Below are 19,804 nucleotides of genomic sequence, written 5' to 3'. Positions count from 1 at the left end.
CGACGGCCCAACGGAGAGGACTCTCACCCCTCTCGACATTCCGGCGCCTCGTGGCGCACACAGCAGCGAAGTACAGCAACCGTGCCAGCCGAACCCGGCCGAGACGCACGCCAGCAGCCCGGATGACCTCGTACCGCACCCGATCCGGCTGGCTCGCCGGCAATCCATAGGTTCAGGTTTCGAGTCCCTGGCGGCCCACTTCTCCGCAGTTCAACGGCCCTTTGTGGGCCCGCTGGTGCCGCGATCTTGGCCGGTACAGCAGCGAAGGTCGGGGCGGGACGGCCGGCTGCCAGCCGATGTGGGAGGACTTTCTGTACGTCTATCAAGGCGGCCCGCAACGGGCCGCACGCGCCGCAGCCTGGGCGCGCGCCGGACGCCCGGCGGCTGGCGCGGAAAGCGGGAAGCCCGGAGGGCCGCCGCAGAACGACAGACCGTTGACCGATGAGGGGTGCGGCCGGCAGCCGGCCGGGCCGCGCGGCCACAAGCCCGCGCGGCGCAGGGAAGCGCACTCCGGCCACGTCGGCGAGCTGGCGTCGGTCGCGGGGTTGCGGTCAGGGCGCCTCCGGCGGGGGCGCCCCGGCTCCAGGATGGCAGGGGCTCTGTCGGCGGGTCGCGGTCCGTGGGTGGTTGCGGTAGGCCATCCCGCCGTCGTCGACCACGGAACGAGCCGAGCAGACCACCGCCCGGCACGCCAGCGTCCGAACCTGTGTCAAGGTCCGCTTGACGTGGCGTGCCGGGCGGCGGCCCGCTCCCCGCAGGGCGGGTTGACGGCGACGGGATGGCAGTTCGAGCCTGTGGCTTGCGACAACTAGGACTCGGTCGAGGCCTACTATGAGCGGCGAGCGGTACAGACGGCCTGTCAACGAATCAGCCGAACTGGCGGCTCGCCGGACGCAAAGTGACTGCCTTTGCACTTCAGCTTCCGTCTGGCGTCGCCGGCGGCATGCCGAGCGGACGGTGGCCTCGGCACGGTGGCGGAGGACTTCACGATCAGGGTGAGCCGGGACCAAGCGTTGGTGCTCTCAGGTCGAGTAGCCGGGAGAAGTCTAACCTCCGGCTTTCACAGATCTGGACGTAACAGTCTCACCGTGAACGCTCTTGATCAGGGGACCATCGACGGCCGGGCTCCCGCCATCTGCCACGGCATGACTCATGGACTGCCCACGCGAACGGTGCAGACGATGCCGTCGAGTGCCCAGGCGCACCGTCGCTGCGCCCAGCAGGGTCGCGGCGGCCAGCGGCAGCCACAGCGCCGCCGCGCCCAGGCTGAGCAGACCGGTGATGATGATGGGATCGACGGCCCGGGCCAGGCCGTAGCTGAGCTGCCAGCGGGCGAGCGCGCGCCCCATCAGGTGTGGCGGTGCTGACTCGATCACCAGCGGCACGCTGCTGCCGGTGTAGAGGATTTCACCCAGCGTGTAAGGCACGATGACCAGCGCGACGAGCACCGTGCCGGGGCCGCCGCCGGTCGCCCCGCCGAGCCAGAAGGCGAGGTAGGAGGCGGCGAGCAACAGGCCGGACCAGAAGAGCACGGTGCGGTGCGGCCACTTCGCGAGGCGCACTACCACGACCAGCTGCAGCGCAATCACCATGACGGTGTTGGCGACGAAGATGCCCGAGGGCCACGCCAGGGACGCGTGCAGGCCCTGCACCAGCAGCAGCGGCAGGGCGATCTCGAGGATGTCGGCGTAAAACGCGTACGGAATGCCGGCCAGGGCCAGGATGGTAACGGTGCGTAGGCCGGCACCGCGCGCTTCCTTCGTTGCCGCAGCCGGGGCGGGGGCCGGAACATCTTGGTGGGGCAGCGGCACCCGGGCGATCACCGCCGCGCCGAACGCGCACCCGAGCGCCGTCGCCAGCGCGAGCCAGCGGAGCACCTCCGGCCCGCTCGCGACCAGAACCGTGCCGAGCAGGGCGCCGGCGCCCAGGCCGGCGTTGCGCAGCGAGCGGCCCGCGGCCAGCGCCGCCGCACGCTGGGCCGGGCCGGCCAGCGCGGCGACCAGCGCGGAATTGGCGGGTGGAGCGATCTGCGTGCCGACGCCGATGAGCACCGCACCGATCGCGAATCCGGCGATGCCGGGCACCAGGCCAAGCAGCAGCGACCCCACCGCTCGCACCAGTAGCGCGGCGACGGCGGGGGCCCGCCGCGCTCCGCGGTCGATCCACCGTCCGGCGAGCGGGACGGCGCCGAGGCCGGCCAGCATGCCGACGGTCAGCGTCATACCGGCCTGCCACGCGCTGAGCCCGATCAGCACGGCGTAGATCACGATGAACGGGCGCAGCATCCCGGAGGTCGCTGCCTCGACTGTGGCGCTGAGCGCGTAGCGGCCGCCGCCCGGGATGCGGACCAGCTCACGAAGCGTCGTACGGGTGGTCGTCACGGCTCCGATCGTCCGGCCATACGGCTGCGAAGGGACCCGGGTTGGCCAGCGTCGTCAATCCATGCCTCGTCGATTGATAAACGACGTCAATCGGTCTGCCCGGGCGCGGACCCCTGCCATGATCAGTACTGTGGTTACCTTGGTCGACATCGCCGGCGTACCAGCCGATCGGATCCGGATAACGCCGTCGCCGCTCGCAGAGCTCGGCGCGGTGCTGCACGTGCTCGCGGAGCCGCAGCATCATCCGGACACCGCCGCGGCGGTTGCGATGATGGCGGCTGCCCTTCCCGCAGAGCTGGCTCCAGACCTCGAGGAATTTGGTCTGCTCTGGCACTCCGGCCGGGCCGACTTTCTGTTCCCGCCCGATCCACGGCCGAGCCTGCGCGAGGAACTGGACGACGTCGACCGCCTGGACGACGAGCGCTGGGTCGCTGCGGCGCTCGCCGCCCATCGGGCCGTCTCACCGGCGCCGCGAATGTGGTCGCCGCTGCGTGACCCGATCGTGCGGCAGCGGGCGCTGGCCGCGGCCCGCGCCCGAGGGCCGCGGCAGGCGGCGTGGGCCGAGCGGTTGCTCGCCGATCCGGCCGCCGAGCGCGAGCGGGTACGACGCTTTCTGCTCGCCTGCGAGTCCGCCTTCTTCGGCACGGTCTGGAAACGCGTCCGCCCAGCGCTCGCCGAGGAAGCCGACCGTCGACGCTTCGACCTGGCCCGCGAGGGTATCGGCGCCCTCGGCCGGATCTCGCACGCAATCGGGGTCGACACCGAGCGCGGCATTCTGACGATCGACAAGCTGCAGGACCAGACCGCAGACGGTCGCGGCGGCGGGATGACGCTCATCCCGAGCGCGTACGGCGCACCGCATATGACCGTCGTGTACGCGCCCGGCTGGCTGCCCGTGCTGCAGTACCCGGCACCGGGCTGGGACCCGCGCCCAGTGTTGCGGGTGGACGAGCTGGATGCTCGGCTGACCGCGCTTGCGCACCCGCTGCGGCTACGTTTCTGCCGCACGCTCGCCCGAGGTCCGCACACGACCGGCGAACTGGCCGACTTTTGGCGGGTGACGGCGCCGGAGGTATCCAGGCACCTCGCGGTGCTAAAGGCGGCCGGGCTGCTGATCTCGGCGCGCCGCGGCCGCTACGTGACGTACCGCCTGGACATGGAGGCCTGCACCGGCCTGGGGCAGCAACTGGCGGACGTCCTCGGCCGCTGAACAGCCAGGACGCGTACGTGGGCAGGAAGACGAGCTCAAAGCGTGGCCCGTCCAGTTCGGATGCCTATGACTGGCAGGGGGATCAATACAACGCCAAGTGAACACCTGTAGCCTCTTTTCATGCCGGACAACCTCCACAAGGCGTTGATCGAGAGCTTGTTGGCATGTCTGGCCTTCCTGGAGCAGAGCGACAGCGACACGGTGGACCCCGACTCCGCAATACGTGCGCTGGAGGATGTCGCCTACCCGCTCCAGAGCCTGTCCGATGCCGATCGCAGGTCCCTGCTAGCGATGTTCGAGCGAGTGGCCGCCGAGGAGACGGACACCGGGTGGCGCGAGTTCATCCGCCTTCAGCCCCGTGGCTTGGGCCTCATGGCACCCGATGAGGTCGAGTGACGGACAGGGCTGGGCCGTTGTAAGCAGCATCCGGGCCAAGTGGGTGACAAACTGGGTGACGATCACGACGGACACCCGTGGACGCACCGGGACGCTGTCGGATCGTCTCCGCAGCTCACTCGCCGTATTAGGCCAGCCGCTGGTAGTGCGGCAGCGGCCCTTAGTTCCGCTTCAACTCACCTCCGTCGAACGTCGCCAGGCGTCGGCGGGCCGCGTCTGGTCCGCCCCGTGGGGAGCGGTTAGCTTCTAAGTTGTGAAACTGACGGGTTGGTTGCGGGCGTTACTGGATAGGGGTCCCAGCGATCGTCCCGAGGAGTCCTCTGGCGCCGAGCCCGTCGCCCCGGAGTGCATGTCGCTGCTTGAGTTGGCCCGGTTGCTCGCTGGTCGGGGGTATAGCGAGAGCGTTGCCAGTGCGTACGTCGAGGTGGTGACCTTCGCATCGGCTGACGAGATCGTGGCGATGCTGAAGGTGATGCTGGAGGAGGACTGGATGGGTCTTCCGGTCTGGGCGCGAAACCTCGCCTTCCGGCTGGCCTGCCTCCAGCGGCCGGCGGATGTCGAGCTGTTGCGGGTGGCGGCTAACGACCTACATGCCTTCGGTCCCGATTGGGATGACATAGCTGCGGAACTTCACCGTCGAGCCGGCCGATTGGAGGCTGGACAGGAGACCAGTCTTCCCTGACTCCTCTGCCAGCCGAACCAGACCGAGAGGCGCGCCAGCAGGCCGCACTTTGGCGTCAGGCGTTGATCGAGCCCGTCCGATCACACCTTGAGGACGTCCACGTCGTACAGCGCTATCGACGCGTCGCGGGAGGCCAGGGTCAAACTCTCGGTGATCGCCTGTGCCACCAGCATGCGGTCGAAGGGGTCGCGGTGATGCGGCGGCAGGCGGCCGGCGGCGATGGCGTGGGCGTGGTTCACCGGGATTTCACGGAAGCCCATGTCCCTTACCCGTTCGGCGAGGTCAGGCTGACCGGGGAGAGGAAGATGTCCGGCTCACGGCGTAGCCGGTCGAGAAACTCAGTGCCGAGAGTCGCGTCGCCGGTGATGGCCCAGAGCACGACGTGGGTGTCCAGCAGCAGGGTCATGCGCCGATGCCGAAGTCGGCGGCGATCTCGGCATTGGTCTGTGGAGAGTCCCAGCCACCGGAAAGGCCCAGTTGCCCGGCAAGGGAGCCGACCGCGGTGCGGTTGGCCCGACGCACCACCGGAACGACCTTCGCCACCGGGGTGCCGGCCCGGTCGATGATGATCTCCTCGCCGTGTTCCACCCGTTCGATGATGCGCGACAGGTGGGTCTTGGCATCATGCATGTTGTAGTGCACGGCCTCAGCCGACATGGCGCAACCCCCTCGGTTAGCTAAGAGCTTAGTTAGCCTGCGTGGCTCCATGCGCCAGCGGTTCGACTGCTCCGGTCGAGGTCCGGCGACGACGATCCGAACCATGGCGATGGAACTGGTGATGGCGGTTGCTCGTCCAATCACCTCAGGTCCGGGCCGCTCAACCGCCCGGCGGGCGTCGGGGCGGGGGAGAAGATGAGCGGGAGCAGGTACTTGATAGCTGTCGCGGCGGTCGGGCTGTTGCTCGGGGGCTGCAACGAGCCGGTCGGCTCGGAGACAGCGGCTCCAGGTGGTTCCCAGGCCGCCGCTACGGACCCTGCACCGGCCGTGTCGCCAGCGGCCGATCCTGTCGCGCTGATCGGTTCCTGGAAGCTGGCGGAGGTCGACGAAGGAGCGGGTGACATTCTGCAGCTCACACCCGACAAGCACGACGGCCTGCTGTTGTTCGACCGTTGCGGCGTGGTGATGGGGACGTGGCGGGCCAATGTCAACGGCCTCTTCGTCGCCGGCGCCTCCGGACGTTCGGTTTCCGGCAACGACGCCCGGAACTGCCGTCCCGGTCCTGAGCTCACCCCTGCCTGGCTGGGTCGGGCCAGCGCCTTCCGCGTCGAGGGCGACAGCCGCGTTCTGCTCGACGACCAGGGCGGGCACGTCGCCCGGCTGCTGCCCGGCGCTAAGCCCACCCCCGGGCCGAACCTGTTGCCGTCTCCGGCGGAGCTGCCCGTGGTGACCGACGAGGTCCGGCGTGCCTTCGCGCCGGCCGCCGCGCTGCCGGCGGCTCTGACGCCAGCGTCCCGTGAAACCCTGCTCGGTCGATGGGTGCCGGTTGATGCTCGGCCGGGCAGGTTCAGGTCCGGGGGGCCGTACGTGGAGCTGCGCGACGACGGCTCATGGCGCGGTTCCGACGGCTGCAACGGTGAGCGAGGGCGATGGGTCGCCGGACCGGCGGGCGACTTCCTCGCCACCAGCGGACCCACCACGGCGATTGGCTGTGAGAACGTTCCGGTGGGTTTCTGGCTCATGAAGGCGTGGCGGGCAGGGCTGGACGGCGACGTGCTCGTGCTCTTCGACGCCCAGGGCGGGGAGACGGGCCGGCTGCAGCGCGACGAATGAGGTCGCCGCTGTGCACTCGGGGTCCGACAGGGTCCAGCCCGGCCAGTGGCGCCTACTGCTGTTCCTGAGTGCCCAGGTCCGCGGCGAGTTCGGTCGCTTGGTCGGTGATGCGTTGCCGCTCGTCGGGGTCCAGGTCCTGTTCCCAGTCTCTGAACCGGTGGTAGCGGTCGAGGAGTTCTCCGCCATAGGCGTCATTCGCGGCGATCTGGCGTAGGTCGGCGTGGCCGGCGAGGACGTCGCGGGCCATCTCCTGGAGGTCGCCGCCGGCGGCTCCCTCGCGTAGCCGGGTGAGGCTGGCGTGGAGGAGCCTGGCCAGGCCCGGGTCGCCTTCGGTGAGGTCGAGGAACTGCTGCTCTGGTGGTGGTTCAGGTTGGGTCACGGACCACCGGGCTCGTGTAGGGCTGGTCGGGCAGGGGCACCTTGGACAGGTCGCCGCCCTGCTCGGCGAGGGTCTTGATGAAGCTGAAGAAGCCGAGGATCGCGGTGCCGGCGGCTTGGATCTTCAGCGCGGCGTCGTTGACCTTCTTGACCAGTTCGATGGCTTGCCAGGCGGCGACCCCGTAGCCGACGACGGCTCCGGCGCCGGGTTCGATGAGCGCCGTGCCTGCGGCGGCGCTGACGCCGATGATGATGGCTTTGTCGATCATCATCTTGACGAGGCCGTCGATCATGTCGGCCAAAAGCCAGATGGCGCGCGCCGCTTCGTGGTACTTCTCTTTGATCTCGATGAGGACGAGGTTCTGCAGAACGAGTGCCTTGGTGAGCTAACGGAAGTAGACGAAAGCCGCGTCACCGGCCTGGCCGTCCCACTGCTGATCCATGTGCGAGGCGGTCGGACTGACGTTCTGACCGAGGGCCTGCAGGCTCTGGCCGAGGTTGCCGTAGGCATCGCCCGCCTTGTAGAAGCTCTCCCAGTCTCCGACCAGGGCGTTGCTGATGGTGCCGATGACGTCGTAGCCGGCGCAGTCCTTGATGATCTGGTTGACCCAGTGCGAGATGGAGATCGCGTCCAGGACGCCGATCGGGTTGGCGAAGCCCTTGGTCATTGTGGGATCGGGTTCGCCGGGCTCGACGAGGAAGTCGGTCGGCTCTCTCACGGCAGGTTCCCACCCGTCGGGTGACCACGGGGAAGCTCATAGCCGCTGCGGTCGACGGTCGGGTAGGTCGCGTCCAGCCGGGCCGCGCTGCCGGTGTCGGTGCGCCGGTAGTAGTCGGCGGTTTCCTGAAGTGCGTCGCGTGACTTGCCGAGCAGCTCCATCAGGTGGGTGAGCCGCTTGTTCATCTCGTCGACGAGCTTCTGGTGTGCGGGCCACGCTTCGTTGAGCAGGCCCTGACCGTGCCACGGCAGGTCGGTGTGCTTGAGCGTGTACGCCTTGGCGGTCTGGGCGTCGAGGGCGGCGTCGTTGAGGCGGGAGACGGCGCGCTCCAGGGCGCTGGGGTCGACCGAGAAGCTCACGACAGGCGATCCCCGATGATGCCCGTCACCACGAGCAGGACCGCGGCAACGAGCAACGCGAGAGCCATGATCCGACCGCGCCGTTTCGACTCCGCATTGGTGCTCGCTCGGTGGACGCCGAGGCCGGCCACGGCAGCCACCCCGAGGGGTGTCGCCACCGACATGAAGCGGAAGAACGACCAGACGCTGAAGGTACCGTCGTCCCCCACGATCGCCAGCTGGTAGACCAGGAAGCCGAGGCCGACCACGCAGAAGAAGAACAGCACCATCGACACCAGCGCGACGCTCTTGCGGAAGTCGTGCCACTGATCGAGCTTGTCCGGCACCGCCGTCACCGGATCCGTCCGCCCCGTCTCGCCCACGACCGCACCATGCCACAGCCCGACCACGCACCGCGACCCCGCCGTCACCCGCAGACATGAGAGGTCGGGGCCGAGCGCACCGGCACGCCTGGGTCTCGGAAGACGCCGCATGCGCTGCGGGCGTCCCGCGCGGCGGTGAACGATCGGGTACGGTCCGTTCCGAGCCGTTCACCAGTGGACAGTACGAGGGCCACGCGCACTGTCCACTGCGGCGGGTCGCTGCCGGGAAGCCGCCGGCCGGTCGGAGAGGAGCCCTTCATGACGGCCAGCGCAGACGAGTTCCGCCAGTCGATGGACGACGCTCTGCGTACCCTGCGCGAGTTGCGGGCCAGCCGCCCCGCGGAGGAGAGCGTCGAGACCCGCGGCGAGGCCAGTGCGGCAAACGGCCTGATCACCGTGGTGGCTGCTCCGGGCGGTCGGATCGAGTCGATCACCGTGTCGCCGCAGGTGCTGCGTGAGGGCGGCGACTACCTTGCCGAACAGTTGACGATCTCCGTCAACGCCGCCCTCGACGACCTGCGGGCCCGCACGGTCACCGACGCACCGGACGTGCCGGATCCGTCCGTGCTGCTCGAGCGCCTCGAAGGCGTCCAGCAGCAGTCGGTGCGCCAGATGCAGTCGTTCCTGAGCACGCTCACCGCCGCTCAGACCCGAATCGCGCGGTCAGGAGGCTGACCGATGTCCTTGGAGATCGATCCGGATCAGGTCCAGGCGGCCGGCACCCGGCTCGTCGACGTGGGTGAGCGCCTGGCGACGGCGATCGAGGGGCTCGACGCGCGGCTGAAGGGCTTGGGCGAGCCGTGGGGCGGAGACATGCTCGGCACCCTCGTCGCCGCTTCCTTTCCGGTCATCTCCGGCTATCTGCTGGAGTGCTGCGCCGCGATGGCCGACGAGTACCAGAGCAGCGGCGAGGATCTGATGGCCTTGGCGGACGACATGACAGCCGTCGAGGAGGAGCTGGTCGGCCGCTTCCGCGCGCTGGCCGGGGAGTTGGGCTGACCGTTGGGCATGACGATCCCGGGTGAACTCGCCTCGCTGCTCGCCATGATCGGGTACGACTGGCCGGAGGGCGACGAGGCGAAGCTCTTCGATCTCGGGCAGGTCTGGATGGACTTCGCCACCACCGTCGACGAGATGGGCCGGAAGGCCGATGAGCTGGCCGCAGAGGTGACCGGCGCCAATCGGGGGGAGGTCGTGGCCGCCTTCAACGCGTACTGGTCCGGCGGCGAGGGGCCGGGCGGCGTGCTGGCCGGAAACACCACCGCCACCACCGTGCTGGGCGCCGGCTACGTGGTGGTCGCCGCGGTCGTACTGGCGCTGAAAGTCCAGATCATCGTTCAGTTGATCATCCTCGCCGTCCAGATCGCCCAGGCGGTCGCCACGGCGGTGGCCACCTTCGGTGCGTCCCTGCTCGAGATCCCGATCTTCAAGATGATCACCAGCTTGATCGTCGACCAGCTCATCGACATGGCCCTGCAGGCGATCCTCGGTGGGTAAGCGCAACCGCAACCGACACCTGCGCGATGCGGCGGTGCCGCCCGAGGTGGAGTCGGCGTTGGTCAAGCCGGTCGCCCAACTTGCCAGGACCCCTCGGGTACGCCGCGAGTACCACGTCGGCGACGAGCAGCGACCCAAGCACCGGGACACTGACCGGAACCTGGCCATGGGCAGCGCGAGCCGCGCTCCGGCCAACGGCCAGACCGCGCTGGACCGCTCGGTGCAGATCAAGGAAACCAACGAGCGTCGCCGAATCGGCGTCGACCACGAGACCGGCGAGATCGTCATCCTGGACCGGCACCGCCGCATCGAGCCGAGCAATCCCGGCGAGGACGTCGTCGAGATCTACCACGGCCACGTCCGCGGCTGGGATGACCACAGCTCGGACGGCCTGAACGACGACATGCGCAACGCGCTCAAGCGGAGCGGGCTGGTAGACAAGAAGGGCCGGCCGACCGCGCCGCCGAAGGACGAGGAATGAGCACACAGCGCAGCTACTACGAGCCGGCACCGGCGACCCACGACGGCGCCACGGCCGCGCTCGCCGCGGGTGACATCGACGCTCTCACCGACTCGATGGTCGGGCTGGCCCTGCACGACGCGGACTGGCGCTGGTGCCAGGACTTCTACCTGCGGCTACTGGACCACCCGGAGGAGGACGTCCGGGCGACTGCGGCGATCTGCCTCGGTCATCTGGCCCGCATCCACCATCGGCTCGACACCGACCGGGTCATGCCAGCCCTGCGCGCCCGGCTGCGCGACCCGGCCATCGGCGGCACGGTGGAGGACGCCATCGCCGACATCGAGCAGTTCCTCGGCCTGCCGCCGGGATAGGCGACCCGTTCGTCAAGCCGCACACGTTCCGGTCAACGCGCGAGTTGAAGCCTTCTGACACAGGTGGCACCGAGCACCGTCTTGCCGCGCCTCGGGTCCGCCGTGGCTCTCGCTGGCCTGACCTGGCTTCTAGTCCACCTGGACGCTCAGAGCAGGAAGTCGTACAGGTCCCGGGGCACAGGGGTCGTCGCCTGCTTGGCCCAATCGGTGGGTAGCCCTCGCGCGTCAAGCGCCGCGATGTCGTTGAGCAGCATCCCGAAGGCAATGAACGTCTTGACGCGCAACGGGTCGAGGCCGCTGATGGCGGCGACGCGCGACCAGAGCCGGCCGAAGGCGTCGCGAACCGCGTCGCGTACGTCGGGATCCCCGCAGGCGGCGAATCCCTGCATCTGCAGCATGAGCCGCTGGCGGTCGACAAGCAGCTGCTTGTACTCCGCACCCATCAGCATGAGCGCATCGACACCGGTGGCGTCGCCCGCGGCGGCGACCATGCCGTCGGACATGGCGTCAAAGGCCGCGGTCACGACGTCGATGAACAGTGCGCGTTTCGTGCCGAAGAGCCGGAACACGTACGCCTCGCTGATTCCGATCTCGCTGGCGATCAGCTTGACCGATGTGCCGTGCAGGCCGGCGCCGGCGAACGCCGCGGCGGCCGCCTGCCGGATCTGCGTACGCCGCTCTTCAGCCGTGGCCCTTCCCGACATGGCACCCCCCACTTGTGAGTAGTAACTCACCATAGGTCGCCGGGTTCAGCTTGCTGTGAGTGGGTACTCACAATTACGTTGTGAGTGGTCACTCACAACGCGCCTGAGGAGGAACGATGGACGACAGCACGAGCGTCGTCGAGACCACGAAGGGTGCGGTACGGGGCCGGAGCACCGGCGGTGTCAGCGCCTTTCTGGGTATCCCCTACGCCGCGCCGCCGCTCGGACCGAACCGGCTCCGGGCGCCACAACCGGTACAGCCGTGGACCGGGGTCCGCGACGCGACCGCGTACGGCCCGACCGTGCCGAAAAGCGACTACCCCGCGCCCGTCGTCCCACTGCTTCCCGAAGTTACGATTCCGGGCGAGGACTGCCTCAACCTGAACGTCTGGACACCCGGCACATCGCCGTCCGACCGTCCCGTCTTCGTGTGGATCCACGGTGGGTCGTTCACCAGCGGCTCCGGGGCGAACGCCGAGTACGACGGGACCGCCTTCGCCCGCGACGGTGTGGTCTGCGTGACCATCAACTACCGGCTCGGCGCGGACGGCTTCCTCGAACTGCCCGACGCCGACACGAACCGCGGGCTACGCGACATGATCGCCGCCCTCGAGTGGGTACGCGACAACATCGCCGCGTTCGGCGGCGACCCCCGTCAGGTCACGCTCGCTGGCGAGTCGGCAGGCGCGATGGCCGTCGCGCCGCTGATGGCGGTGCCCGCCGCCCGCGGCCTGTTCGCCCGCGCTGTGCTGCAGAGCGGCGCAGCCTCGAACGTGCTGACCGTCGATCAAGCCGCCCTGGTGGCAGAACGGCTCACGGCGGGACTCCGCATCCCGGCGACAAGAGAGGCCGTCGCCGGTGTACCGATCGACCAGCTCATCGGCGCCGTCACGCAGCTGGGACTGCACGTACGGGCCCCCGGCACGGCTGCCGGATGGGGTGACATCGCGCGGCTGCTGCCCTTCGCCCCCGTGGTCGATGGCGACCTGCTCCCACACCCGCCGATGGAGGTCGCAACCACCCAGGTGCCGGCATTGATCGGCACCAACCGGGACGAGGGTCGGCTCTTCTTCGTCCCAGGTCGAGCCATCGACGTCATCGACGAAGCCATGCTCGCGGGATTCGCCGCGAACAACGGGATCACCGATCTCGCACCGTTCGTCGGCACGACGCCCGGCGAGACGTTGGTCAACGCCTACACCCACGCCCGTTTCGTACGGCCAGCGACCCAGCTGGTCAGGGCCAGGGGTGCGGTGCCGACATGGAGCTACCGATTCGACGGGCTCGACCTCGAGGACAACGACGGCCTCGGCTCCTGTCACACAGCGGAGGTGCCATTCGTCTTCGCCACCACCGGTCTACCGCAGATGCGACCGCGGATCGGCGCGCATCCGTCGGCTGCCGTGGCCGACACGATGCACTCCACCTGGGTCCGCTTCGCAACCACCGGCGACCCAGGCTGGGCACCCGGCACGACGGCGCACCTGGCGAGCCACCCTACGGGGAGTGTGGTCTAACGATATTCGGATCGGCGCCCTCGGACATAGGTTGATTTGCCGGGAGCTGTCCCGAACGTCCGCGCCAGGGCGGGCTCCGCCACGTGGTACGAATGCCTCAATAGGGGCATGAGCCACAGGACGGGCGAGCCGATGACGACGAGCAGGGCGGGCAAGCTGCTGCGGAAGCCCGAGGATCCGCAACGGGCGACGTTCCTGGAGCTGTTCTTCGACCTGGCGTTCGTCTACGTGCTCACCCAGCTCTCGCAGGTGCTCAGCCGGGACCTCACGTGGCGCGGCGCCTTCCACACGCTGGTGCTGCTGCTGGCGGTGTGGTGGGTCTGGTGCAGCACGGCGACGGTCCCGGACAGGTTCGACCCGCAGCGGCCGACGATCCAACTGCTGGTCATCGCGACCCTGGTCGGCAGCCTGGTGATGGCTGTCGCGCTGCCGGCGGTGTTCGGCGCGCAGGGCCTGGTCTTCGCGGGCGCGTACGTCGCCGTCCAGGTCGGTCGCAGCCTCGGCCTACTCATCGCCCTGCGGGGTCACGAGTTGCAGCGCGGTGCCCTACGGGTGCTCATCTGGTTCTGCGCATCCGCCGTGCCGTGGATCGCGGGGGCGCTGGTGCACGGCACGGCCCGCGAGGCACTGTGGACGCTGGCGGTGGCCATGGACTACCTGGCGGGGAAGCTCCGCTACCTCACCCCAGGTCTGGGCCGCTCACCGCCCGCGGAGTTGCCGAGCGCGGCCGAGCACCTGGCCGAACGCCACCGACAGTTCTTCATCATCGCGCTCGGTGAGTTGATCCTGGTCTCCGCTTCGACCCTCGGCGGCAGCGGCTTCGCGCCCGACCGGACCGCGGCGTTCGTGGTATCGATCGCCACCACGGTGCTGCTCTGGCGTATCTACATCTACCGGGCGGGCGAGCTGTCGGCCGCGGCCATCGCGGGCTCCGCCGATCCGGCCCGCCTCGGCCTGTCGGCGTTCTACGCCCACCTGGTCATGGTGGCCGGCGTCGTCGTCACCGCGGTCGGTGCCGAACTCGTCATCGCCCATCCAACCCGGCACGCCCAAACGGCCTGGATCGCGGTCATCCTCGGCGGACCCGCGCTGTTCCTGGCCGGGCGTGCCCGCTTCGAGTACGCGGTCTTCAGCCGGGTGTCCCGGGATCGACCGATCGGGCTGCTCGCGTTGGCCGCGCTGGCACCGGTGATGCTCCTCGTACCACCGCTCGTGGCCGCCCTAGCCGCCACCGCGGTCCTGGCCGGGGTCGCCGTCTCGGACGCCGCCGGCGCGCGAGGGCGTCCACCTGAGCCGCCGTCGCCACCCGGATAACCCGAAGCGCCCGGTTGGCCACCGTCGTGTGGATGCCACCACACCCGGCCGGAAAGATTCCGCGAGGATCCCCGCATCGCCGCAATGTGACAACGACGACAGGAGCTTCATGGACCAGTTGAGCCGCCGCGCCCGCGACCTCGGGATCGTCGTGGGGGCGCTGCCCACGGGGCGGGACAACGCGATCACCGACGTCGACGGAGTCCTGGTCGGGCACACCACCATCGACGACGGCGCCGACCTGCACACCGGCGTCACCGCCGTCGTACCGAGTCAGCTCGGCCCCGGACGATGGACCCTGCCGGCCGCCGTGTTCTCCGGCAACGGCCACGGGAAGCTGGTCGGCTCGACACAGGTGGACGAACTCGGCGTGCTGGAATCACCGATCGTCCTGACCGCCACGCTGTCCGTCTTCCGGGCCGCGGACGCGCTGCTGAGCCACCTGATGGACCGTCGCCCCGAGGGTCTGTCATTCAACCCCCTGGTTGGCGAGACCAACGACGGCCACCTCTCCGACATCCGCCGCCGCCCGATCAACGAGGGACACGTGCTCGCCGCCGTCGCGGGGGCGTCCGGCGGGCCACCGGTGGAGGGCTGCGTCGGGGCCGGCACCGGCACCACGGCGCTGGGCTTCAAGGGCGGCATCGGCACGTCGTCGAGGACGGTGCGGGTCGCCAACCGACCGGGGACGATCGGTGCGCTCGTCCAGTCCAACTTCGGCGGAGTGCTCACCGCCCTCGGCGTGCCGCTGCCGGTCGGTGAGCTGATCCCGGACGCCGACCGGGCCGAACCACCCGGCAACTCCTGCATGATCGTCGTCGCCACCGACGTACCCCTGGACGCCCGGCAGCTCGGACGACTAGCCCGGCGGGCGGTCTTCGCGATGGGCCGGGTCGGGGCGTCCTACAGCAACGGCAGCGGCGACTACGCGATCGCGTTCAGCACGGCGGAGCCGGACCAGCAGCCCATCCCCGACGGGGAGATCAACCCGGTCTTCGCGGCCGTCCTGGATTCTGTCGAGGAGGCGCTGCTCAACTCGCTCTTCACCGCCGTCACCACCACCGGTGTGGCCGGTCATACCAGTCGTGCCATTCCACACGGGGCGGTGGTCCGGCGATTGGCGGCGGCCGGCCGGCTGGCGACGCCAGCCTGATTCACGCGGTGGAGTTGACGCCGGCCGGACAGCGAGTGGGGTACCGATCGTCAACGGGCTCGGGTGCGAGCGGCGGTGACGATGCCCGCACGGTCCAGGACGGCCACCACGATCAGCACCCCGGTGGCGGTCGCGCTGGCCGCGACCAGCGGCAGTCGCAGGACGATCGCCGCGCCGGACAGGACGAACAGGCCGATCACCCGCGGCCAGGAGAGTCGCCGGTGGATCGCCAGGGAGAACAGGATCCGCCCGACGAGGAAGAGGGTGGGCCCGCTCAGGATGACCACGACGGCGGTCGTGTCACCGATCTCGGTGGGGTGGGCGATGCTCAGTTCGGCCCCGACGGCGGTGACCACTATGCCGGCGATCATCACCAGGTGCAGGTAGCTGGTGGCGACCCCTAGCCGGGACGGGTCGGCGTTCTCGATGGCCGGGCCCAGACGCTGGCCGGCCGGCGTCACGTAGAGCAGACCGATCAGCACAGCGGTGGTGAAGACCAGCAGGAACGCGGCTGTCTCCGGGAGGTTGAGGCGGGTGCGGGCGTACGTGAGGCCGGCGACCAGGACGAGTTCGCCTAGCGCGATGATCATGATCTGCTGGTACCGCTCGGCGAAGTGCTCACCGGCGAGGTGCAGCTCCTCCTGTCGGGCCCGACCCAGCCGGGGCGTGGGCCAGCCGAGTCGTGGGCCGATGAGGTCGATCGCGAGAGCGAGCACCCAGAGCGGCACCCGCCACTCCGGCAGGAACGCGCCGGCCAGCCACGGTACGGCGGAGACGCCGTACCAGCAGAGGATCCGCAGCGCCCGGCTCTGCCGCGGGTGACCGCGCAACATGAGGCCGGTGACCGTGCCCCGGGCAAGGTGAACCGCGACGTACGCGCCGGCGAAGAGCAGGCCTCGCCCGTCCAGCGCCTGCGGGATCGCCACCCCGGCCAGCAGGCTGCCCAGCGTGGCGCCGATCAGCAGCCCACGCAGCGCCTGAGTCTCCGGGTCGTACCAGTCGGCCAGCCAGGTGGTGGTCACCCAGATCCACCAGACCCCGGTCAGGAGCAGCGCGGTGCGCAGCGCGCCCACCAGGGTGAGGTCGGCGAGGAGGTGCTGGGCCAGTTGGCTGAGGGCGAGGACGAACGCCAGGTCGAAGAAGAGTTCCAGGAAGGAGGCGCTGAGCGGGACGTCCCTTCCTCGCAGCAGCCGTTCGGGCCTGCTCACCATCAGCGCTCCTCCCGGCGGCATGCCCTGCGTCCGTCGTACCACCCGGGACCGGCCGCCGCGGCGAAAGCCGGCAACGGGCGCGGTCGGGTGGGGAGGAAAGGTCGCCGGTTCGCCACCTGTCGCCCGATCCGGGCGGCTGGTCTGCTGGTGGTGCAGCTCAGGTCCACCAGAGAAAGCAGGGTTTTCCATGTCGACTCTCCGCCGTACCCTCGCCGTCACCGCGACGCTCGCCGCGGCCGCCGCCACCTCGGTGTTCACCGCGTCGCCGGCGATGGCCAGCACGCCAGCCAGCTGCTCCAGCGTCCGCCAGATCGGCACGACGCGGGTGCTGACAGTCGGCGGGATGGAGGCCGCCTCGGTCAAGCAGTACTACGGCTGCGGCTACAACTACGCCTACATCTACGTCTGGGAGCAGTACCGCAACACCCACTCCAACTGGGACCTGTACGTGCACGTGATCGACCACAGCGACAGCGGCTCCGACTACGGCGTGGGCGAGCTGAACAACACGACCCGCGCGGAGCTGTGAGGCGCGCCCGCGAACACGGCCGCCCACTGCACGCACGTCACCGGTTACCTGAACTCGACGGGCGGCTCGACCAGCAAGGTCTGCTGACGCCCCCAGACCATGCACGTCGAGCCGGCGTCCCCGCCGCCCGGACGCGCCGGGAGCAGGAGGTGCTGACCGTGCTCTGCCGCCCGTTCGTCGAGGGTGGGGTGCCATTCCCCGAGCCACCTCCGGTGCGGGCGATCGCGGCCACCCTGCACGTCACCGAGAGCGCCGTGAAGAAACACCTGTCGCGGCTGTACGACAAGTTCGACCTCACCACAAACGACGACCGCCGCCGCTCGCGGCTGGCCGGCGAGGCCGTCCGTCGGGGTGCGGCCGGTCCAGCACCGGCCGCACCCTGACCTTGCGGCAGGGGCTGGTCGCCCCGCCGTGTCGTTGATCCGGTTGTAGCCTGCCCCACCAGGGACGACGGTGGGAGCACCGACCGTCGAGGGGGACGCCGATGACCAGTCAGCGGGAGACCGTGCAGGTCGACCACGACCTGTTCCGCGCCGTGTACGACTCACCCGCGTCGCTGCCCGGCCGACACCGGTGGACCACCCCGGAATCGGACGTCCGGCGGCTGGAGAAGCTGCTCGGCATGCCGGCGCGCACCATCGGCGCCCCGCTCTGGGTCAGCGGCGACGAGCCGGACTGCCCGAAGTGCGGCCGGCGGATCACCTGGTACGACATCGTCTCGTCGGCGCTCTCCGGCCTGCACGACAAGAACATGATCGCCACCGTCATCCTCGGCGAACGCAAGTACGTCAACACCGAGATCCCGGACGCCATCCCCGGAGTGCGCTGCGCCGACTGCCACACGACCATCGACGGCCTGCGCAGCTTCAAGTGCCACAACTGGGCGTACGCCTTCGAGGCGCTGGAGGCCGTCCGCGAACGGATGGCCGGCGGCCTCGGGCCGACCTGAGGCCACCAAGCAGAGCGGCTGTGCGGTCGCTGGACGAAGGTCGGTAAGCCGTCCCGACCTTCGACTCCTGCGCGGCCGCCTGCTGCGTTCCTACCCTTTCTCCCAGATGAACGGGGTATGAACATCTGGTGAGGTGATGCATGGTCGACACCGGCAACATGGACGTTCCGGAGATCAGCGCCGAGTGGTACCGCGACGTGATCGGCGTCGCCGCCGACAGCCCGCCCCCGGTGCAGTGGTTCGTCGGGCACGCCACCGAGGGGATGATCCTGCTGCTCGGCGCGCTGCTGCTGGTTGCCGCGCTGAGCCGCCTGTCCGGCGGCCCGCACGACCGGGCACTCGCCCTGGTCGCGCCGGTGCCGACCCTCCTGGCGTACGCCGGCAGCGAATGGCTCAAGACCGTGGTGGACGAGGAGCGACCGTGCCGGACGGTGGGCCGGGCCATCATCGCCGGCAGCTGCCCACCACCGGGCGACTGGTCGTTTCCCAGCAATCACGCAACCCTGGCCGGCGCGCTGGCGATCACCACGCTGTTGCTCTCCCGCCGACTCGGACTGGTCGCGCTGCCGCTGGCCGCGCTGGCGGCGATCTCGCGGGTCTTCGTGGGCGTGCACTATCCGCACGACGTGATCGCTGGGCTGCTCCTCGGCGCCCTGGTCGCCGCGCTGGCCACCCCGGTGCTGGCCCGCCCGACCACCGAAGCGCTACGCCGCCGCGCCGACGCCCGTCGCCCGGTCCCCGACCTGGCGGGCCGGCCCCGCCCCTGATCCCGCCCGCCCCGCGTCGCCCGGGCGCTACGCCCCGCGCACGCCCTCCCGAGCGTGACGACGTCCCACCCGACGGCATCTGGCCGCCGAAGATCGTGCTCGATCCTGGTTGTAGTGGTCTCAGGCGCGGCAGAGGCAACTACATCGTGAATCGAGCACGATCTTGAGCGGCGGGCGGCGGGCGGCGGGCGTCCCACGGGCGGCAGTCAGGTGGCTAGCAGGAGGGTGCCGAGGGTGCCGAGCAGGAGGAACGGGCCGAACGGAAGGTGGGTGGACCAGCGGGCCCGGCGGGCGGCCAACAGGCCCAGGCTGACCAGCGCGGACAGCCCGAACGCGAGAAGCAGCCCGAGCAGCAGGAACGGCCAGCCGTACCAGCCGAGCAGCGCGCCCACGCTGAGCGCCAGCTTGGCGTCGCCCAGCCCGAAGCCGCGGCGGCCGAGCAGCAGCGTGCTGCCGGCGAAGAGCACCGCCAGCCCCGCGCCCGCGGCGACGGCTCGCAGCCAGGGCCCCGGCTCGGGGTCGCCGAGCGCGGCCGCGCCGAGCAGCAGCCACGTCCCGGCCGCCGCCGGCAGGGTGAGCCGGTCCGGCAGGCGGTGCACGGCCAGGTCGACGAAGACCGCCGGGACCGTCCAGCCGAGCCACCAGGCCAGCGCCGGCAACGCCCCACCTGGCGGACCGGCCAGCGCCAGCAGCAGCACCACGGCGAGCCCGGCGATCGCGGCCAGCTCGACGGTTCCCGGCGGCGGGCCGACCCGGGCGCGGCAGCGACCGCACCGGCCGGCCGGGCCGAGCGCGGGCCAGGGCCGGGTCAGCCCGACCGGCGCCCCGCACGCGTCGCAGCCGGTCCGGCTGGCGGTGCCCGACGGTACGGCGTGACGCAGGACGGCCAACCGCAGGAGCGGGCTGACCGCCACGGTCGCCAGCACGGCGGGGAGCCAGGCGCTCGTGGCACCGGACGGCGGGGGTGCGGGGTGCCGATCGGGTGGATTCTCCTGACCCGGTACGGCCGCCGGAGGGCCGGTCAGCGGCATGTCGACGCCCGCACGGCCCGTGCGTCGAGCGCGAAGGCGAA

26 protein-coding genes and 1 pseudogene are annotated in these 19,804 nt (G+C 70.2%); 16 read left to right on the top strand and 11 right to left on the bottom strand.

Translation table 11 applies throughout. The features are described 5' to 3' along the window. Nucleotides 1–1,046: 1,046 nt before the first annotated feature. On the bottom strand, nt 1,047–2,381 hold the full coding sequence (locus ACWD5O_RS28560; protein ID WP_354967229.1) for an MFS transporter: 1,335 nt from the start codon (nt 2,379–2,381) through the stop codon (nt 1,047–1,049). On the opposite strand from ACWD5O_RS28560, the gene ACWD5O_RS28555 reads away from it, so the two are divergent. The 3 genes from ACWD5O_RS28555 to ACWD5O_RS28545 all read left to right on the top strand — a co-directional run bounded on the left by ACWD5O_RS28555 (nt 2,371) and on the right by ACWD5O_RS28545 (nt 4,669). After that, the gene (locus ACWD5O_RS28555) at nt 2,371–3,591 is read left to right on the top strand and encodes a DUF5937 family protein (protein ID WP_450087154.1); all 1,221 of its coding nucleotides are present in this window, start codon (nt 2,371–2,373) and stop codon (nt 3,589–3,591) included. The two genes, ACWD5O_RS28560 and ACWD5O_RS28555, sit on opposite strands and share 11 nt — an antisense overlap. Nucleotides 3,592–3,711: 120 nt before the next feature. Next, the gene (locus ACWD5O_RS28550) at nt 3,712–3,987 is read left to right on the top strand and encodes a hypothetical protein (protein ID WP_354967227.1); all 276 of its coding nucleotides are present in this window, start codon (nt 3,712–3,714) and stop codon (nt 3,985–3,987) included. 349 nt (nt 3,988–4,336) lie between these two features. After that, nucleotides 4,337–4,669, top strand: a complete 333-nt coding sequence (locus ACWD5O_RS28545) for a hypothetical protein (RefSeq protein WP_450087153.1) — start codon at nt 4,337–4,339, stop codon at nt 4,667–4,669. Nucleotides 4,670–4,749: 80 nt separating this feature from the next. Here ACWD5O_RS28545 and ACWD5O_RS28540 read toward each other — a convergent pair. After that, nucleotides 4,750–5,075: pseudogene (locus ACWD5O_RS28540) on the bottom strand (type II toxin-antitoxin system VapC family toxin). Continuing rightward, nucleotides 5,072–5,326, bottom strand: a complete 255-nt coding sequence (locus ACWD5O_RS28535; protein ID WP_354966565.1) for a type II toxin-antitoxin system Phd/YefM family antitoxin — start codon at nt 5,324–5,326, stop codon at nt 5,072–5,074. Before ACWD5O_RS28535 ends, ACWD5O_RS28540 begins: the two are co-directional and overlap by 4 nt. A gap of 327 nt (nt 5,327–5,653) precedes the next feature. On the opposite strand from ACWD5O_RS28535, the gene ACWD5O_RS28530 reads away from it, so the two are divergent. Beyond that, nucleotides 5,654–6,439, top strand: a complete 786-nt coding sequence (locus ACWD5O_RS28530; RefSeq protein WP_354966564.1) for an META domain-containing protein — start codon at nt 5,654–5,656, stop codon at nt 6,437–6,439. A gap of 52 nt (nt 6,440–6,491) precedes the next feature. Here the strand turns inward: ACWD5O_RS28530 and ACWD5O_RS28525 are convergent, their stop codons facing one another. The 5 genes from ACWD5O_RS28525 to ACWD5O_RS28505 all read right to left on the bottom strand — a co-directional run bounded on the left by ACWD5O_RS28525 (nt 6,492) and on the right by ACWD5O_RS28505 (nt 8,230). Continuing rightward, the gene (locus tag ACWD5O_RS28525) at nt 6,492–6,818 is read right to left on the bottom strand and encodes a hypothetical protein (RefSeq protein ID WP_354966563.1); all 327 of its coding nucleotides are present in this window, start codon (nt 6,816–6,818) and stop codon (nt 6,492–6,494) included. Next, nucleotides 6,805–7,119 carry a hypothetical protein gene (locus tag ACWD5O_RS28520; protein WP_354966562.1) on the bottom strand — a complete coding sequence of 105 codons (315 nt, stop codon included), beginning with the start codon at nt 7,117–7,119 and terminating at the stop codon, nt 6,805–6,807. Before ACWD5O_RS28520 ends, ACWD5O_RS28525 begins: the two co-directional genes overlap by 14 nt. Nucleotides 7,120–7,203: 84 nt before the next feature. Next, a complete protein-coding gene (locus ACWD5O_RS28515; protein WP_354966561.1) occupies nt 7,204–7,536 on the bottom strand; it encodes a hypothetical protein in 333 nt (110 codons plus the stop codon). Continuing rightward, nucleotides 7,533–7,895, bottom strand: coding sequence for a WXG100 family type VII secretion target (locus tag ACWD5O_RS28510; RefSeq protein ID WP_450087152.1), 363 nt, complete (start codon nt 7,893–7,895; stop codon nt 7,533–7,535). The genes ACWD5O_RS28515 and ACWD5O_RS28510 overlap by 4 nt, the downstream gene beginning before the upstream one ends. After that, nucleotides 7,892–8,230, bottom strand: a complete 339-nt coding sequence (locus ACWD5O_RS28505) for a hypothetical protein (protein WP_387324668.1) — start codon at nt 8,228–8,230, stop codon at nt 7,892–7,894. Before ACWD5O_RS28505 ends, ACWD5O_RS28510 begins: the two co-directional genes overlap by 4 nt. 285 nt (nt 8,231–8,515) lie before the next feature. On the opposite strand from ACWD5O_RS28505, the gene ACWD5O_RS28500 reads away from it, so the two are divergent. From ACWD5O_RS28500 to ACWD5O_RS28480, 5 genes are read left to right on the top strand one after another with little or no spacing between them, the layout of a single operon-like run. Beyond that, entirely contained in the window at nt 8,516–8,932 is a 417-nt protein-coding gene (locus tag ACWD5O_RS28500) for a YbaB/EbfC family nucleoid-associated protein (RefSeq protein ID WP_354966559.1), read from the top strand. 3 nt (nt 8,933–8,935) lie between these two features. Next, a complete protein-coding gene (locus tag ACWD5O_RS28495) occupies nt 8,936–9,256 on the top strand; it encodes a WXG100 family type VII secretion target (protein ID WP_354966558.1) in 321 nt (106 codons plus the stop codon). Between the two features lie 9 nt (nt 9,257–9,265). Beyond that, on the top strand, nt 9,266–9,754 hold the full coding sequence (locus ACWD5O_RS28490; RefSeq protein ID WP_387324672.1) for a WXG100-like domain-containing protein: 489 nt from the start codon (nt 9,266–9,268) through the stop codon (nt 9,752–9,754). Next, complete coding sequence (locus tag ACWD5O_RS28485; protein ID WP_354966556.1) at nt 9,747–10,235, top strand: hypothetical protein; 489 nt, start codon at nt 9,747–9,749, stop codon at nt 10,233–10,235. The genes ACWD5O_RS28490 and ACWD5O_RS28485 overlap by 8 nt, the downstream gene beginning before the upstream one ends. Beyond that, entirely contained in the window at nt 10,232–10,588 is a 357-nt protein-coding gene (locus ACWD5O_RS28480; RefSeq protein WP_354966555.1) for a hypothetical protein, read from the top strand. Before ACWD5O_RS28485 ends, ACWD5O_RS28480 begins: the two co-directional genes overlap by 4 nt. Before the next feature lie 146 nt (nt 10,589–10,734). On the opposite strand, the gene ACWD5O_RS28475 is transcribed toward ACWD5O_RS28480, so the two are convergent. After that, a complete protein-coding gene (locus ACWD5O_RS28475; RefSeq protein ID WP_354966554.1) occupies nt 10,735–11,292 on the bottom strand; it encodes a TetR/AcrR family transcriptional regulator in 558 nt (185 codons plus the stop codon). Between the two features lie 116 nt (nt 11,293–11,408). On the opposite strand from ACWD5O_RS28475, the gene ACWD5O_RS28470 reads away from it, so the two are divergent. The 3 genes from ACWD5O_RS28470 (at nt 11,409) to ACWD5O_RS28460 (ending at nt 15,276) form a co-directional block, all read left to right on the top strand. Further along, nucleotides 11,409–12,809 carry a carboxylesterase/lipase family protein gene (locus ACWD5O_RS28470; RefSeq protein ID WP_354966553.1) on the top strand — a complete coding sequence of 467 codons (1,401 nt, stop codon included), beginning with the start codon at nt 11,409–11,411 and terminating at the stop codon, nt 12,807–12,809. Between the two features lie 108 nt (nt 12,810–12,917). After that, entirely contained in the window at nt 12,918–14,123 is a 1,206-nt protein-coding gene (locus tag ACWD5O_RS28465; protein WP_354966552.1) for a low temperature requirement protein A, read from the top strand. Between the two features lie 109 nt (nt 14,124–14,232). Continuing rightward, nucleotides 14,233–15,276, top strand: a complete 1,044-nt coding sequence (locus tag ACWD5O_RS28460) for a P1 family peptidase (RefSeq protein ID WP_450087151.1) — start codon at nt 14,233–14,235, stop codon at nt 15,274–15,276. 50 nt (nt 15,277–15,326) lie between these two features. Here the strand turns inward: ACWD5O_RS28460 and ACWD5O_RS28455 are convergent, their stop codons facing one another. Next, nucleotides 15,327–16,487 carry a low temperature requirement protein A gene (locus ACWD5O_RS28455; protein WP_354966550.1) on the bottom strand — a complete coding sequence of 387 codons (1,161 nt, stop codon included), beginning with the start codon at nt 16,485–16,487 and terminating at the stop codon, nt 15,327–15,329. A gap of 187 nt (nt 16,488–16,674) precedes the next feature. Between ACWD5O_RS28455 and ACWD5O_RS28450 the strand changes: the two genes are divergently transcribed. The 4 genes from ACWD5O_RS28450 (at nt 16,675) to ACWD5O_RS28435 (ending at nt 18,732) form a co-directional block, all read left to right on the top strand. Then, on the top strand, nt 16,675–17,016 hold the full coding sequence (locus ACWD5O_RS28450) for a hypothetical protein (protein WP_387324679.1): 342 nt from the start codon (nt 16,675–16,677) through the stop codon (nt 17,014–17,016). 149 nt (nt 17,017–17,165) lie between these two features. Beyond that, a complete protein-coding gene (locus ACWD5O_RS28445; protein ID WP_354966548.1) occupies nt 17,166–17,399 on the top strand; it encodes a helix-turn-helix domain-containing protein in 234 nt (77 codons plus the stop codon). Between the two features lie 101 nt (nt 17,400–17,500). Further along, complete coding sequence (locus ACWD5O_RS28440; RefSeq protein ID WP_354966547.1) at nt 17,501–17,965, top strand: hypothetical protein; 465 nt, start codon at nt 17,501–17,503, stop codon at nt 17,963–17,965. 140 nt (nt 17,966–18,105) lie between these two features. After that, nucleotides 18,106–18,732, top strand: coding sequence for a phosphatase PAP2 family protein (locus ACWD5O_RS28435; RefSeq protein ID WP_354966546.1), 627 nt, complete (start codon nt 18,106–18,108; stop codon nt 18,730–18,732). 206 nt (nt 18,733–18,938) lie between these two features. Here ACWD5O_RS28435 and ACWD5O_RS28430 read toward each other — a convergent pair whose 3' ends face one another. Further along, a complete protein-coding gene (locus tag ACWD5O_RS28430; protein ID WP_354966545.1) occupies nt 18,939–19,658 on the bottom strand; it encodes an A24 family peptidase in 720 nt (239 codons plus the stop codon). Nucleotides 19,659–19,804 lie beyond the last annotated feature (146 nt).

Source organism: Micromonospora sp. NPDC005161 (genome assembly GCF_053599855.1).
Note: the sequence above shows the minus strand (reverse complement) of the source record. Positions and strands in the feature narration are given on the sequence as shown.